Origin of the sequence: Erythrobacter sp. F6033, assembly GCF_023016005.1 — a bacterium.
Taxonomy (GTDB): Bacteria; Pseudomonadota; Alphaproteobacteria; order Sphingomonadales; family Sphingomonadaceae; genus Erythrobacter.
In genome coordinates this window covers 2,159,431-2,175,025 of the sequence record NZ_JALKAZ010000001.1, presented here as the reverse complement: position 1 = coordinate 2,175,025, position 15,595 = coordinate 2,159,431, and the positions used below count along the sequence as shown (strand labels likewise).

Genomic DNA, 15,595 nt, shown 5'->3' with positions numbered 1-15,595 from the left:
CACGCTCATTGGGAACGGAGCCATCCGGTTACAGCCATCCTGCCAACCGGCGCAAATGGCGGAACATAACTGACCATATGGGACTGCGGCACGCGGAAGAGGTTGAGCGCGTTGAAGCGAGGCCGGAAGCCTTCCACGACATCGCCATCATCATCCATGAACAGCAAATACCCGCCCCAGTCTGGATGCCAGTTGGGCGGGGCGAAGTTCAACACATAGGCAACCTCCCACCCTTCTGCGACGTGGCTGTCGATGTGGCGTCCGAGATAGTGGTTGGGCGCGAACAGGCTTGCCTGACCGTCTGCCTTCACCAAAGCATTGATCCCTGTAACCTCGCGCGCCAGACCGAGGAACTCGGGGGCATTGAGGTGTTCAATCAGGATTTCGTGCGGGCCGCCGGGGTTCCGCCCCTCCTGAACAGCTGTCAAAATCGGATAGTGAGCGAAGCGGAAGCCATATTCGCCGCGGGCGGAATTCTGCGCCGCTTCGTTTGCTGCGGCGTTGATTTCCTGCTGGCCTTCGCGCGTTCGCATCATCTCCGCCGGGAAGCTCTGGCGGTTTTCATCGCCTGCACCGGTCGCCATCCCCCACGGTGTACCCTTGGTCAGAACAGTCAGGATTTCCTGTGCTGCTTCCTCGGTCAGAACATCCCGAATCTGCACGCGGCCTGTGTCAGCAAAACGCTGTGCCAGCGCACCGCGATCGAGCGCGGGATTGAGTTCAAACAGTGTCTTCATTTCGCCATTATCCGTAGCCAGACCAAGCGGGAATAAGCAACCCTTGCAACGAGTCTGCGCCTGAGGTTTCGGATGCCGTAGCGGCAAGTTCGCCCTGCGCCGCAATAGCGTCAATTCGCCCATTGATTTGCCGTTCGCGCTCACATAGTCAGTGGCAAAGAGCAACGTTTACGTAAACGAGAGGATAATCCAAATGGCCACAGCCTATATCGTCGACGCCGTTCGTACAGCCGGAGGTCGCCGTGGTGGCCGTCTCGCAGGCGTGCACCCTGTCGATCTGCTCGCCAAATCGCTAGATGCGGTGGTTGAGCGCAGCGGCATTGATCCCAGCGCGATTGACGATGTTGTTGCAGGCTGTGTCAGCCAAGCCGGTGAGCAGGCAGGGCAGGTGGGCCGTATGGCTGTGCTTGCTTCGAAACTTCTCCCGCAATCCACCCCGGCTGTTTCGATTGATCGCCAGTGCGGGTCTTCGCAGCAGGCCATCCAGTTCGCCGCGCAAGCTGTAATGAGCGGCACGCAGGATGTGGTGATCGCATGCGGCGTAGAAAGCATGACCCGCGTTCCGATGGGCAGCAATATGACGCTGCACATGAAAGAGGGGCTTGGCAATTACATGTCTGACGGGGTGAAGGCGAAATATCCTGGTGTGCAATTCAGCCAGTTTATGGGCGCGGAAATGATCGCGAACAAACACGGCTTCTCCAAAGACGATCTGGATGCATTCGCATTTGAAAGCCACAAGCGTGCAATCGCTGCGACAGAGGCTGGCGCCTTTGCCAACGAGATCGTGCCAGTGGAGATCGAAACTCCCGACGGCACGGAGATGCACACGATCGATGAAGGCATCCGTTTCGACGCGACGCTGGAAGGTATTGCGGGCGTCAAATTGATCGCGCCTGAAGGCAAAGTGACCGCCGCCAGCGCCAGCCAAATCTGCGATGGTTCATCGGCCGTGCTCGTTGTTTCGGAAGAGGCTCTGAAGAAGTATGGCCTGACCCCGATGGCCCGCATCCACAATCTGACCGTGACGGCAGGCGATCCTGTGATCATGTTGGAAGAGCCGCTGTTCGCTACCGATAAAGCGCTGAAGCGGGCGGGCCTCAAAATCGACGATATTGACCTCTACGAAGTCAACGAAGCGTTCGCGCCGGTGCCGATGGCTTGGCTCAAGCACACGGGTGCAGACCCGGAAAAGCTCAATGTGCATGGCGGCGCGATTTCGCTCGGCCATCCACTGGGCGCGTCGGGCACGAAATTGATGGCGACTTTGGTCCACGGACTGAAGCGCCACGGCAAGAAATACGGCCTGCAAACGATGTGCGAAGGCGGCGGCGTCGCCAATGTCACTATCGTTGAATCGCTATAAGCTACCTTAGAATCTGAGAGGAAGACCCCATGGAAGTATCAGCAAACACCCCTGCCGTCGTAACAGGCGGCGCATCCGGGCTCGGCGCGGCAACCGCGCGTGCTCTCGCGGCCAAAGGCGCGAAAGTCGCCATCTTCGACATGAACGAAGAAAAGGGCGAAGCCATGGCTGCCGAAATTGGCGGCGTGTTTTGTAAGGTCAATGTGACCAGCGATGAAGACGTTGATGCAGGCTTTGCCAAGGCCCGCGAAGCCCACGGCCAAGAGCGCATTCTTGTGAACTGCGCTGGCATCGGCAACGCGATCAAAACCGCCAGCCGCGACAAGCAAACTGGTGAAATCAAGCACTTCCCGATTTCGGCATTCGACTTCGTCATTCAGGTCAACCTGATCGGCACATTTCGCTGCATCGCCAAATCGGCGGCTGGCATGATGAGCCTCGACCCAATCAACGAAGAAGGCGCACGCGGCGCGATGGTCAACACGGCTTCGGTGGCTGCTGAAGACGGCCAAATCGGCCAAGCGGCTTACTCTGCATCCAAAGGCGGCGTTGTTGGCATGACCCTGCCAATCGCGCGCGATCTGATGCGCGAAGGCATCCGCGTGAACACCATCCTGCCGGGCATCTTTGAAACCCCGTTGATGAATGCTGCACCGCCTCAGGTGAAGGAAGCGCTCGCTGCATCGGTTCCATTCCCGAAACGTCTGGGTAATCCGGAAGAGTACGCGAAGCTTGCCATGTGCATGATCGAAACCGGATATTTCAACGGCGAAGATGTGCGTCTCGACGGCGCGATCCGCATGGCACCGCGGTAATTTTGCTGGGGCTGCGCTTGCAAAAAAGCGCGGCCCTTTCCGCATCCGATCGGGTGCCGGAAACGTACTTGCCTGAGCGATCAGGCAAAAACGGTCTTTAGGAGAGAACCCCATGAACCTTGAATTCACGCCCGAAGAAGTGGCGTTCCGCGAGGAAGTTCGTAACTTTATCGAAGCGAACTATCCCAAGCATCTCGGCGATACAGGCCTGCGCGAAGATCTTGCGCGGGAAGATTTCGTCGCGTGGCACAAGGTTCTGGGTGAAAAGGGCTGGTCCGTTCCGGCTTGGCCAGAGCAATATGGCGGCACCGGCTGGACCCCGACACAGCGCTATATCTGGTCGGAAGAGAACGCCCGCGTGAACGCGCTTATGCCGCTTCCCTTTGGCGTGTCGATGGTTGGTCCGGTGATCTACACCTTCGGCAATGAAGAGCAGAAAGCTCAGCATCTGCCAGGTATTCGCAGCGGCGAAACATGGTGGTGTCAGGGTTACTCAGAGCCGGGCGCTGGCTCGGATCTCGCCTCGCTGAAAACCACCGCCGTGCGCGATGGCGATCACTATGTGATCAATGGCCAGAAAACGTGGACCACTTTGGCGCAGTACGCCGACTGGGGTTTCTTCCTGTGCCGCACCGATCCAGATGCAGCCAAGCCGCAGGAAGGCATCAGCTTCATCCTGCTCGACATGAACACACCTGGTGTTGAAGTGCGCCCGATCAAGTTGATCGATGGTGGATACGAGGTCAATGAAACGTGGCTGACGGACGTTCGCGTTCCGGTCGAAAATCTTGTCGGTGAAGAGAACAAGGGCTGGACCTACGCCAAGTTCCTTCTCGCGCATGAGCGCAGCGGAATTGCTGGTGTTGCGCGTTCCAAGCGCGGCGTCGAAAAGCTGCGCGAGATTGCAGGATCGGAAATGCTCGACGGTGAGCCATTGATGAGTGACCTCGATTTTGCCCGCAAAGTCAGCCAGCTTGAGATTGATCTCGCTGCGCTCGAAATCACTGAGCTGCGCACGCTGGCCGGTGAGCAGGCTGGAAAAGGCCCCGGTCCGGAAAGCTCGATCCTGAAGATCAAAGGTACCGAGATCCAGCAACGCCTTACCGAGCTGACCCTGGAAGCTGTCGGTAGTTACGGCACGCCGCTTTATGGCAATATCGCCAATGTGCCGGGTGATGCAGGTTCAAACCAGTATCCGATAGGGCCGGACTATGCGCAGCATGCCGCATCGACCTATTTCAACATGCGCAAAACGTCGATTTATGGCGGATCGAACGAAATTCAGCGCAACATCATCACCAAGATGATCCTCGGCCTCTAAGCCGCAAGCGATACCGGAGAGTATAAGTGGATTTCAATTTCACCGAAGAACAAGACATGGTTCGCGACGGCCTGACCCGTATGGTCCGCGAAAACTATGATTGGGACACCCGCCGCGGCGTGGTTGCCAGCGAAGCCGGATGGCGGCCCGAAGTGTGGGCGCAGCTTGCCGAGCTCGGTATTCTGGGCATGCCTTTCAGCGAAGACGATGGCGGTTTTGGCGGCGGTGCCGTCGATTCCATGGTGGTCATGGAAGAATTCGGCAAAGGCCTAGTGGTTGAGCCATTCGTCCCGACTGTTGTCTGCGCAGGCGGCTTTCTGAAGCATGCTGGCACAGCGGCTCAGAAAGAAGAGCACATTGGCGCTATCGTCGATGGCAGCCGCGTTTTTGCATTTGCCTATGCAGAGCCGCGGGGCCGGTATGACTATGCGAACCTCGAAACCACCGCGAAGAAGTCTGGCGGCGACTATGTGCTGAATGGCCACAAATCGGTTGTCATCGGTGCGCCATGGGCGAGCCATCTGATTGTCACCGCACGCACATCGGGCGAGCGTACGGACAAGCAGGGCATTTCGGTATTCGTAGTCGACAAGTCCGCCGATGGCGTCGTCACACGCGATTACCCGACCGTTGACGGGCGCCATGCTTCCGAAGTCTATTTTGAGAACGTCTCTGTTCCGGCAGAGGCTCTGATTGGTGAAGAGGGCAATGCTCTGCCGCTGATCGAGCGCGTCACGGATGAAGCCATCGCTGCACAATGCGCGGAAGCCTGCGGTGCGATGAAAGTCGCCCACACGATGACCGTCGAATACTCGCGCCAGCGCAAACAGTTCGGCGTGCCGATCGGCAAATTCCAGGTGCTGCAGCACCGCATGGTCGACATGTATACCGAATACGAGCAGTCCGTATCGCTGACCTATCTGGCGACGCTGCGCCTCGACGCAGATGAGCGGACCCGTAAGCTGGCCGTTTCCGCTGCTAAGGTTCGCCTAGGCCAGGCAGCGCATCATATCGGTCAGGAAGCGATCCAGATTCATGGCGGCATGGGCATGACTGATGAGTTGGCGATTGGTGCTTACTTCAAACGTCTGACGATCTTCGATTCCGAGTTCGGCAATGTCGATCACCACATGAAACGGCATATCGCGCTTTCATAAGCGGCGATCTTTGCAGAATTAGGGAAGGGCGGTTCTTCGGGGCCGCCCTTTTCTATTGCGGCGTGAAAAGTGTTTGTTTGAGCGGCAGAGGTTGCCCAGTCTGCTGAATGATCATGCCAACCCACTGCGCGACTTGAGCGATTTCTTCGGAAACCGTGTCAGACAGCGCTGCCTTTGTTGCAGTCGGATCGCCATCGAATCCGCCGCCTAGTTTGGAATGGCTGGCAAAGGCCGGGCCATTTACGGCGTTCTCAACGTGCGTATCCTGATGTCCCACGCCTGCGAATTCCAGCACTGACTTGATCGTGGCGGCGCGTTCCTTGTTGAACACGTCGCCATCAAGCACCCTGAGCCTCGGCCCGAATGCGCTGCTGGCGAGGGCATGAAAGTAATTCTGGTTCAGGAACCATGCGAGGCCCGCTGCCTGCATGTCTGACATGCAAAACAGCTCGCGTTCGTCCATCCCGAAATCCATCCCGGCATAGCTTTGCATTTCCAGCAGAAGATTTCGCGCCCATCTGCGCCCGTGCATCCCCTTGCGCGCGACGCTTTCCAAAAAGGTCTCAAGCGGATTGCTCATCAGGATCGCTTTTGCATCGGGGCACGATTGCAGCAATTGCGGGATCAGCCGGTTGGAATGGTTGGTCGGCTTGACGAATACAGCCCGAGCATCGCTGCGCGCGCGCGCGAGGAGGCGCATGATCGGCTCCACCAAAGGAGCGGCTTGCTCGCCTGCACCATTGAGGTTTGCGAAGATGCCCGGTTCGCTCATTCCAACAGACACACCCTGAATATTCAATGCTTTGCTGAGCAGAGTGGAGCGGCAGAAAGCGGTGTGGAAAATGAAGTGGAGCGGGCCAGTGTCGGCCTCCATCGCCATCACATCGGTCGCGCTGATTACGGCTTTGTCGCTAGACCCAGCCGGCTGAAAGTCTGCCAGAAAGCCTGGCTCCACAAATTTGCTGCTCGGAATTTTGAGGAATTCGACCTGCCGCGTGTTCCAATCCACGCGGTGCGGAATCCAGTCTGAGTTTGCAGCGATGTCAGCAGGCAATGTCATAACTAGTACCCTATCCATTGGCTCGCAGTGTGTCAGCCACGCTTATGTGCAAAACAGCCTCCGCAAATCGATGGCGCGGGGTTTTCTGTCTCAGACCAGTGTGTCAGATACGGTTTCAAGGAGAGACTGAAATGACCGACCACACCCAGATTCTTGTCGAGAAAGCCGATGGCATTGCGACCATCACGTTAAATCGCCCAGAAAAAATGAACGCCTATACGCGCACTATGGGCGCGGAGATCATGGTGGCGATGGACGATATTGACGCGGATGATGGCGTTCGGGCGGTGATCTTCACCGGTAGCGGCGATCGGGCCTTTTGTGCAGGCGCGGATTTAACGCCGGAAGGGGGAGGGCATGTGTTCTCCGACCCGAATGAGGTTGATGATCTTTCCGATGAGCGCGTTCGCGACGGGGGCGGATTGCTGACGTTGCGTTTATTTGAAAGCAAGAAACCGCTTATCTCGGCCTGCAACGGTGTCGCCGTAGGTGTGGGTGCGACTATGCAACTTGCGATGGATATTCGATTGGCAAGCGACAACGCGCGATACGGCTTTGTATTCGCGCGCCGAGGGATTGTGCCCGAGGCTGCTTCAAGCTGGTTCCTCCCGCGCCTTGTTGGCATCAGTCAGGCCCTAGAATGGTGTTACTCGGGCCGTGTTTTCGATGCCGAGGAAGCCAAAGCGGGCGGATTGATCCGCTCGATCCATTCGCAAGGCGGCCTAATGCAGGCGGCCCGCGAGATTGGCCGCGAAATCGCTGACAATACATCCGCCGTGTCCGTTGCAATGACGCGGGCGATGATGTGGCGTCTGATGAACACCGACCATCCTATGGAAGCGCACAAGATTGATAGCCGCGCCATCTATCGCCTTTCGCGCGGCGCAGATGCGAAAGAGGGTATCGCCAGCTTCTTGGAGAAGCGCACACCGGAATATCCCGCGAAAGTCAGCGAAGACATGCCCGATTTCTACCCATGGTGGGATGAGCGGCCTTACTCGTAAACGGGCGGGGACTTGCAAAAGGCGATGGTTTCATGAGAAACCATCGCCATGAGTAAGACTGCAAACGACAATTCAGAGCAATCGCAAACCGATTGGCGGCTGGCGGAGTTTTTGCCGTACCAGCTTTCGATTACCTCAAACGCTGTCAGTGACTTAATGTCCGAACGGTATCGGCGGCGCTTTGGCCTCAAGGTGCCAGAGTGGCGCGTGATGGCTGTGCTTGGCGATAGCGAAACCGACGCTGCGACGCAGCAGGCGCTTACGCAGGCCACCCTAATGGACAAGGTTGCGGTGAACCGCGCGTGCAAGGTGCTGGAGGAGCGCGGTCTGATCGGGCGTGTGCCCAATGAAAGCGATGGGCGCTCGCACTTGCTGGAATTGACGGAAGAGGGGCGGGCGATCCACCGCGAGGTGATGCCACTTGTTATCGCCAGCGAGAGCGAACTGTTCGAAGGTTTCACTCCGCAAGAGCGGCTCCAGTTCCGCGAGCTGCTTGGCCGGATGCGCAAACGCGCTGCACAAATCGGTGAACTGGCGGAATAATCCCGCTCCAATTGCAAAGGGGCCGCTCAGGCGAACCTGAACGACCCCTTCGTTTATCCGAGTAATCGTGCCTCGATTTACTCGTAACTTTTATTCCTTGTTGATCAGAGCATCGGAGATCGAGCAGGCCGCTGGGCCAAGGATCACGATGAAGAGCACAGGAAGAATGAACAGAATGAGCGGAACCGTCATAATCGCCGGCAGACGCGCGGCTTTTTCTTCGGCGCGCATCATACGCTCGTTACGGAATTCAGCCGACAGCACGCGGAGTGCCGATGCCAGCGGAGTACCGTAGCGTTCCGTTTGAACCATGGTTGTCACCACGCCTTTGACCGCTTCGAGATCGACGCGGTAGGCGAGGTTGTTAAACGCCTGACGCCGTTCGTTGAGGAACGACAGCTCAATTGCGGTAAGTGCGAATTCGTCACCCAGTTCGGGATAAGCCCGGCCCAGTTCTTTCGCCACGCGGTTGAACGCTGCGTCGACCGTCAGACCGGCTTCGGCGCAAATCACGAGCAAATCGAGCGCGTCTGGCAAACCCTTTTGGATTTCCGCCGTCCGCTTGGACGATTTGTTGGACAGGAAGATTTCCGGGCCCTTGTAGGACAGGAACAGGATCGCCGACATCGCGCCGAGACGCTTGATCGGGCCCCAGTCTGGGAAGAAGTCGATCCAGTAGATCACCGCAAAGCCGAGAATGCCGAACACAATTGGAAGAACCGCGCGTGCACCAATGATGTACACGGCGAGCTCTTTATTGCGAATACCGGCATGGGCCAGCTTTTGCTGGATCACTTCAAGCTGGCTCTCCTGCAGCACTTTCATGCTGTCGAGCCGCTCTTTCATTTTATCGGTGCCGTCGGTCTTACGGACCAGGCTTGCGCGTTTTTTCGTACCGGCTGTGATCACGCCAGCTTTCAATTCGTCGCGGCGTGCCTCAAGCGATTTGACGCGCTTGGCCATAGGGTCCTTGATCGTGACCGCAGCATAGATTGCCATGACAACGGCAAAAGCGGCGAGTCCGGCCAGAATGGTGCCTACGACGACGACGTCGAAGCCAAGCAGCGTTGGTCCTGCGGGTTGTTCAAGCATTGCTAATTCCTTCCCGCATCAAATTTCGAAATTGACCATCTTGGCCATGATAAAGACCCCGATGCTCATCCAGACGAGCCCGCCAAGGCCGGCGATGATCAAACGGTCTTCGTAGAAAAAGCCGCCGATATAGCCCGGGTTGATCATGTAGATCAGGCCGAACACGATGAAGGGCAGGGAGCCAACGATGTAGGCGGACGCTTTTGATTCTGAGCTCATCGCTTTGATCTTCAGCTTCATCTGCGCACGTTTGCGCAGCACGTCTGCGAGGTTCGACAGCGTTTCGGCGAGGTTACCACCGGTTTCGCGCTGGATCGCAAGCGTGATGCAGAAGAAGTTAAACTCTGGGATGCCGAGACGATCCGCGGTATCCTGCAACGCGTCTTCCATCGTTTTACCGATCTTGATGCGTTCCACGATGCCTTTGAATTCGATGCCGACGGGGCCGTCGACTTCCTGAGCGACAACGCCAAGCGTCTCCGTCACTGGCAGGCCGGAACGCAAACCGCGCACCAGCAATTCAATGCCGTCAGGGAATTTCTCGTTGAACCCGGCGGTCCGCTTGTTGATGAAGAAGCCGACGACTAGGTGCGGCAAGCCAGCACCGATCACCAAGCCAACGCCCAGCGAAAGCAGAATTGCACCGCTTTGCATAAACACGGCCATCGCGATCACAACGGCCAGGCCAAGCGACGCGTAGACGTATTGTGTTATAGTCCAGCCTTTGCCGGTCCGGTCCAGCCGAACGGCCAAAGCTTCCATACGCGAACCCGATCCCGCGACATGGTGGGCTTTCGGTTTGCGCGCAGCGATCGCTTTCTTGAGCTGCGATTCCATTTTGGTGTTCGCATTCTCGGAATGGCGATAACGCAATGCATCGAGACGGCGTTTTTGCGCAGAGCCGACGGCCGGACCGCTAAAGGCCAAATAGGCCAGCACGATCACGGCAAAGATGCCGACTGTAATGAGCAGGGTTTGGGTAAAATCCATTGTAGTTTCCCGCCTGTTTCAACACGTTGCGCTGCGCGGTTCGCAGCATTGCCTCATTGGGCCGACGAAACGGCCCGCCGCAGCCGAACCTGAACCGAAATGGTCAGGGTCGGATGCCGTGGAAGACTGCTTATTCAGCTGGCTCTTCCACTGGCGCTTTGTCTTTCTTCGCGAGCAGCGATTTCAGATCAAAACCGCCAAGCAGCGATTTTTTCTCTTCTGTGATCGAAGACATGTCGTCCTCGCTCGCGCCCGTGATACGCTCGGCCAGCTGACTGATGACAGCGGTAGCCTTGCTCGATTTGTTCGCTTCGACAAACACCTGGCCCAGCTTGGCTGCGTTGGCGGCTGCCTTCGCATCGTAAGGGACGACGAAATCGATTTTGCGTTCGATTGAGGCTTCGAAATCAGTCTTGCTGATCTCTGCCACACCCGGCTGCACCTTGTTGCAAACGATCATCGGATGCGCATGCGCAGCGTTCGTTTTCAACCATGACAGGATACGGATTGTATCGCGTGCCGATGCCAGCGTCAGATCGCACGTCAGAACCACAAGGTTCACGTCTGCAAGCAGATGCGGGAAGTTGATCAGCATGTTGCGCGGCATGTCGATGACGGTCATCTCGAATGCAGAGCGGAACTCTTCTTCGAGCTGCACGAATGCAGAACCATCGGTCATTAGCGGTTGGCTGATCGGTGCCTCTGCCGACAGGATCGACAGCGTTTCACTGGCACGCGTCATTGCGCGTTCAATGAACAGTCCGTCAATCCGGCTTGGATTGTCGATAGCGTCGGTGAGACCTCGGCCCGGCTCCAGATCAAGCGCGAGCGCGCCTGTGCCGAAGTGGATGTCGAGATCCAGCAGCGCAGTCGGAGATTCATGCTCGCCGCTGAACAGCCACGCCAGCGAAGTTGCCAGCGTTGATGCGCCAACACCGCCACGTGTACCCACGACTGCAGTCGAAATGTGCCGCTTGGCAGTTTCGCCATCGCCCGCTTTAGGTGATGTGAAGACAGCCAGCGCCTGATTCAATGAATCGTGCAGCTGCTGTGCGTTGAGCGGCTTCAGCAGATAGTCGTGGATGCCGCTGGCGACGAGGTCGCGGTACAAGCGTACATCATTGACCTGACCAATGGCGATCACAACGGTGCCCGGTTCGCAAACTTCGGCCAGTGCGTTGATGTCGTTGAGCGGATCACCGCTTTCCGAAAGATCAACGACCAGAATGGCCGGGCTCGCGCTAACAGACAGCGATTGGATCGCGTTACGAAGGCCGCCTTTGTTACATTTTTCAGGCTGCCATCCCATTTCGATGACGACTGGACGCAATACGTCCAGAGCAGCATCGTCGCAGATATAGGCAGCGAAGGCGTCGCGGTTGCCGGGTAGACCTGATTTCCATGGAGCATTCATGACTTACTGTCCCCCTTCGGCTTGCGCGCTTTGAAGGCCACCGGCCCCTGTTGGCGGTGTTTCGCGATATGTGTCGATGGCTTTGGTGCCAGTCACGATGACTGTCTCGCCCGTACCCTTTTGACCTTCGAGAAGGTCTTCCGGATTGGCGATCATTGCCGCCAGATTGCTGTTAACGCCGCAGCCATATCCCGGGCTGTTTGCGTTCATATAGTTAGTATCCGATTTGGCTGACCAATCGGGGCAACCCGGAACCGATGCCGAAGACCGTGTGATAACCACACGTGCCTGACCCGGCTGGAGATAGCCTGCGGTGGTCGGCGCAACTTTGCTGACGATAATGCCGTAGCGGCCCGCCAGATCGTTGACCGCGGTCGAAACAGCCGTGCTGTTCGCAGGATCTTCGATAGTGACACGATCACCATAGCGAAGGTCCATCGCTTCGAACCAACCGTTCAATCGCGATTGCTCGCCGATTGGAAGGCCAGATGCGTTGGTCTGCACATCGAACGTGAAGTTCGTGCGTTCCACCACCGCCTGTTTGGTGCTGTAAAGCGAAGTGTTTGTCGCAACACCGCCGCAGCCTGCTGTGATCAGGCCAATCGAAAGTGCGAGAGCCCCCGCGAGTTTGCTTTTCCGTGCAATGAGCATCGTTCTCACCTTTCTCGAATTAGAGGCTGAAGCCAGGAGCCGCTGCGTCTGCTGTGCGGTCCTTCTTCTTGCGATCTTTGTTGTCCGCGCGGCGCGGTTTTTTCGGAGCGTTGTTTGGAACAATCGCTGACGGATCGGCGTCGCTTACATCGGGAAGCGGTGCTTCCTCATCTGCGGCGCGTGGTCCCGGGCGCTGTTCGCCAGAAACACCGTCATGCTGTTTGTTCAAAAGCAGCTGTTGCAGCTCGGTCGACGAACGATAGCCGTCGGTTGGCAGCTTGATGTCGCTGGCGTTGACCGGCTTCACCAGGAACGGCGTAACAACGATGACCAGCTCGGTTTCACCGCGACGATAATCGCGTGAACGGAACAGGTTGCCGAGGATCGGAATATCGCCAAGACCTGGCGCCTTATCCAAGGCATTTTGTGAGTTGCTGCTCATCAGACCAGCAATCATGAAGCTCTGGCCTGAGCCGAGTTCCACGGTTGTTTCAGTGCGACGAATTGTCAGCGCTGGAACCTGGAAGCCGTTGAGCGTTACCGAACCTTGTGTCGAAAGCTCGGACACTTCCGGGCGAACCCGAAGCGAAATCCGGCCATTCGATAGCACGGTTGGAGTATAGGCTAGGCTTACGCCGAAATTGCGATACTCGATCGAGACGTTGCCCAGACCCTGACTGATCGGGATCGGGAATTCGCCGCCGGCGAGGAATGTTGCAGTTTCGCCCGAAAGAGCGGTCAAGTTTGGCTGCGAAAGCGTGGTGATAAGACCGATACGTTCGGACAGATCCATTGCGCCCAGCACATCCAGACCGAACAGGCGGCCCAAACCACCAAGAGTGGTGTTGCCATCAGAGTTGATGCCTGGACCTTCGATGGTGATGTTTTCTCCGGTAACCGGATCAACGCCCACGATAAGAGCCGGGTTAGCAACTCCGTTGCCGACCGCAATCGGGCCATCGACGCGGAATGCGCCGTTGCCCAATGGACGACCGGTGCCGAGCGCACCGCGGAATCCGCCGGTCGAGAAATCATAGGTTGAAAGGTTGCCGCCGATCTCGCGAACGAGGCTGCGGCTGACTTCGGCAAACTTCACTTGCAGGTTAACCTGTAGCGGCGTTGCCGTTTTCAAGCGGGTGATGACATTGGCGTCTTCACCAAGGAATGCCTGAACCAGACGCTGCGCTTCGGCTGCATCTTCAGGCGCGCTGACTGTACCCGTAAGCAATACAGTGTTGGTGCCCATTGTTGCGACATTGATTTTCGCTTCTGGCATAGCAAGGGCCATCATCTGATCGATGCTGCCGATATTGTTGCCGACGCGAATATTCGCTGCGAAGACCACATCACCGCGAGCATTGCTGGCGTAAATAGTGGTTTCACCGCCCGCTTTACCAAAGACATAAAGCTGGCGCTGTGATTTGACCTGAACGTCTGCAACGTTCTCGTTAGCGACGAAGACATCAGCCATCGAGCCCGGAATAGTCACCAGCTCGCCTTTGCCGATCGACAGAACAATTTCCTGCGACGGTTTAACGACCTGCTGGGCTGTGGCGGTAGCCACCGGCACCGCTGCAAGCGGGGCTGCTGCGATACTCGCAAGCAGCAATTTGGCAGTAAGTTGGCGCTTCATTTTAAGGCCCCCTGTGGACTTTCGTTGTGCCGCGAAGGCGGACTTCGGACTTTGTGTCTTGCGAAACATGTGATGTCCCCTCAGCGCACGATTTGTGGTGATGGCGCGTTGTTGGGTCGGCTCGAGCTGCGAAGCGACGAATTGGTGCCACGGCCGCGTGTGGTGCTGACCGGAACTTCGCTGGTCGCTTTGCCGCGGGTTACGCGGACGGTTGGACCGGTGCGAACCGGCTCACCGCGAGCCGAAGACGAAACGCCGATTGCAGGAGGAGTTGGCTTCATGGCCTGCAACGCTGCTTTGGCCTTAGCTTCTTCCTGACGACGGAACTTCGATACGTCGAACGCAGTCTGGTAAGTCTGCTTGCCATCAACCGGACGGGTCACGGCCGCACGCAGCAGACGCTCTTCCTCTTCAGGCGTGGCTCCTTCAGGGATTTTGACGTCACCGTTTGCGATAGCGCGATCAAGCTCGGCCTGATTGTCGGCGAGTGAACGAAGCACCAGGCTGAGAGTGCCCATGGTTTGGGCAACAGCAATTTTCTCGGCCAGTTTCGGAGTGACTTCGAGTGTAACTGTACGGAAAGCGCGAACAACCGTCTTGCCTTCTTCGTTGGTTACGGTTTCGGTCGACTGGTCAGTCGCGAGAACGCGAAGGTTACGAAGGATGGTTTCCGCGCCTTCGAAATCAACGTCGGTTACCTTGTTTTCGTATTTCTGGGTCAGCAGAAGATCCACGCGGTCACCCGGGAATACGAAGCCGGCAACACCGGTACGGGCAGACACAGGAACAGTAACAGCTCGCATACCGGCACCAAGCGCCGCAGCGAGGAAGCCGCGATCACCAGGGCTAACGAGCGACCCTTGGGTCACAGGCTCACCAGCGGTGACAGGATGACGGACAACAGTGCCAATCAACTGGTTCACATCAGATTCGCCTTCAATGAAGTAGGCGTCCTGAACAAGCTCTTCTGGCCATTGCTGATATCCCAGCGCGTCGGCTGTGATGATCGTGCCTGCGGGCAGACCGCGATTGGCAACCAGAACTTTCGGGCCTTCTGGCTGAGGTGCCGCGAGGACCTCTGGCGCAGCGCCTTCCGCGAACATGCTCCGCGCAGCAAAAGCAGTACCGACCGCGATGATCAGTGCTCCGAGCAGCAGAACTAGTTTCTTCCTATCCATGGCTTCTTAGCCCCCTAATTGATGCCCTAAAACGGTTGTTGGGCGGGTATGGTTTAACTTCGTACGTCCTGATTGGTTAAAATCAGGTTCACGCGAAGCTTGCCGTGTCCGGCATGTAGTTGACGACCAGCACCCAAAGACCGCCAAATGCGATGGCCACGCCGTATGGAATGGCGAGCCGTTCTTTTTGCTGTTTGAGAAAATGCCAGGCGCCCATGACGATGGTCAGGACGCCGCCTGCGATTGCCATGATGACAAGCAGTTGAAGAAATGCGTTGGGTTCAATCCACAGCGCGAGCGCGGTCAGCAGCTTCACATCGCCGCCGCCCATCATGCCGAGTGCAAACATTCCCGCGAGAACGGCAAAGGCTGCAACGGCGACGCCAACTTGCATGGCCACATCCGGCCACAGGGCAAGGCCGCTGCTCCACCAGAAGACGGGCGCAAAGATCGCGATTGCCAGATTAAGCTTGTTGCTGATCTGACGGCTGCGAATATCTGTGAATGCCGCAAACAGCAGCGCGATTGCCAAGGCAATCAGCAGACCGTAGTGAACATATGTTGTAAGCATCAAAGCCCCCAAAGGTGGCCCGCCGGGTTGTCCGGTTGGACCTCTTGAGGGTGTTGCTACAGG

The 15,595-nt window shown here is 57.3% G+C and carries 15 protein-coding genes; 6 read left to right on the top strand and 9 right to left on the bottom strand.

Features of this window, described 5'->3' with window-relative positions:
- Positions 1-5 precede the first annotated feature (5 nt).
- Complete coding sequence (locus tag MWU39_RS10465) at positions 6-737, bottom strand: 2OG-Fe(II) oxygenase family protein (RefSeq protein ID WP_247159932.1); 732 nt, start codon at positions 735-737, stop codon at positions 6-8.
- A gap of 193 nt (positions 738-930) precedes the next feature.
- Between MWU39_RS10465 and MWU39_RS10460 the strand changes: the two genes are divergently transcribed.
- The 4 genes from MWU39_RS10460 (at position 931) to MWU39_RS10445 (ending at position 5,396) form a co-directional block, all read left to right on the top strand.
- A complete protein-coding gene (locus MWU39_RS10460; RefSeq protein WP_247159931.1) occupies positions 931-2,103 on the top strand; it encodes an acetyl-CoA C-acetyltransferase in 1,173 nt (390 codons plus the stop codon).
- Positions 2,104-2,132: 29 nt separating this feature from the next.
- A complete protein-coding gene (locus MWU39_RS10455) occupies positions 2,133-2,918 on the top strand; it encodes an SDR family NAD(P)-dependent oxidoreductase (protein ID WP_247159930.1) in 786 nt (261 codons plus the stop codon).
- Positions 2,919-3,030: 112 nt separating this feature from the next.
- On the top strand, positions 3,031-4,239 hold the full coding sequence (locus MWU39_RS10450; RefSeq protein ID WP_247159929.1) for an acyl-CoA dehydrogenase family protein: 1,209 nt from the start codon (positions 3,031-3,033) through the stop codon (positions 4,237-4,239).
- A 26-nt stretch (positions 4,240-4,265) separates the two neighbouring features.
- Positions 4,266-5,396 carry an acyl-CoA dehydrogenase family protein gene (locus MWU39_RS10445; RefSeq protein ID WP_247159928.1) on the top strand — a complete coding sequence of 377 codons (1,131 nt, stop codon included), beginning with the start codon at positions 4,266-4,268 and terminating at the stop codon, positions 5,394-5,396.
- Between the two features lie 52 nt (positions 5,397-5,448).
- Here the strand turns inward: MWU39_RS10445 and MWU39_RS10440 are convergent, their stop codons facing one another.
- Positions 5,449-6,456 carry a hypothetical protein gene (locus MWU39_RS10440; RefSeq protein ID WP_247159927.1) on the bottom strand — a complete coding sequence of 336 codons (1,008 nt, stop codon included), beginning with the start codon at positions 6,454-6,456 and terminating at the stop codon, positions 5,449-5,451.
- A 131-nt stretch (positions 6,457-6,587) separates the two neighbouring features.
- On the opposite strand from MWU39_RS10440, the gene MWU39_RS10435 reads away from it, so the two are divergent.
- A complete protein-coding gene (locus MWU39_RS10435; protein ID WP_247159926.1) occupies positions 6,588-7,460 on the top strand; it encodes a crotonase/enoyl-CoA hydratase family protein in 873 nt (290 codons plus the stop codon).
- 48 nt (positions 7,461-7,508) lie between these two features.
- The gene (locus tag MWU39_RS10430; protein WP_247159925.1) at positions 7,509-8,003 is read left to right on the top strand and encodes a MarR family winged helix-turn-helix transcriptional regulator; all 495 of its coding nucleotides are present in this window, start codon (positions 7,509-7,511) and stop codon (positions 8,001-8,003) included.
- A 90-nt stretch (positions 8,004-8,093) separates the two neighbouring features.
- Here the strand turns inward: MWU39_RS10430 and MWU39_RS10425 are convergent, their stop codons facing one another.
- From MWU39_RS10425 to MWU39_RS10395, 7 genes are all read right to left on the bottom strand, one after another.
- Positions 8,094-9,095 (bottom strand): type II secretion system F family protein, encoded by a 1,002-nt coding sequence (locus tag MWU39_RS10425; RefSeq protein ID WP_247159924.1) that lies wholly within the window; start codon positions 9,093-9,095, stop codon positions 8,094-8,096.
- A gap of 18 nt (positions 9,096-9,113) precedes the next feature.
- Positions 9,114-10,085: a type II secretion system F family protein gene (locus tag MWU39_RS10420; RefSeq protein ID WP_247159923.1), complete on the bottom strand. Its 972-nt coding sequence runs from the start codon at positions 10,083-10,085 to the stop codon at positions 9,114-9,116.
- A gap of 130 nt (positions 10,086-10,215) precedes the next feature.
- Entirely contained in the window at positions 10,216-11,499 is a 1,284-nt protein-coding gene (locus MWU39_RS10415; protein WP_247159922.1) for a pilus assembly protein CpaE, read from the bottom strand.
- A gap of 3 nt (positions 11,500-11,502) precedes the next feature.
- Entirely contained in the window at positions 11,503-12,150 is a 648-nt protein-coding gene (locus MWU39_RS10410) for a CpaD family pilus assembly protein (protein ID WP_247159921.1), read from the bottom strand.
- Between the two features lie 19 nt (positions 12,151-12,169).
- Complete coding sequence (locus MWU39_RS10405; protein WP_247159920.1) at positions 12,170-13,783, bottom strand: type II and III secretion system protein family protein; 1,614 nt, start codon at positions 13,781-13,783, stop codon at positions 12,170-12,172.
- Positions 13,784-13,863: 80 nt separating this feature from the next.
- The gene (cpaB, locus tag MWU39_RS10400) at positions 13,864-14,961 is read right to left on the bottom strand and encodes a Flp pilus assembly protein CpaB (protein WP_247159919.1); all 1,098 of its coding nucleotides are present in this window, start codon (positions 14,959-14,961) and stop codon (positions 13,864-13,866) included.
- An 88-nt stretch (positions 14,962-15,049) separates the two neighbouring features.
- Positions 15,050-15,532 carry a prepilin peptidase gene (locus MWU39_RS10395; RefSeq protein ID WP_247159918.1) on the bottom strand — a complete coding sequence of 161 codons (483 nt, stop codon included), beginning with the start codon at positions 15,530-15,532 and terminating at the stop codon, positions 15,050-15,052.
- Between the last annotated feature and the right edge of the window lie 63 nt (positions 15,533-15,595).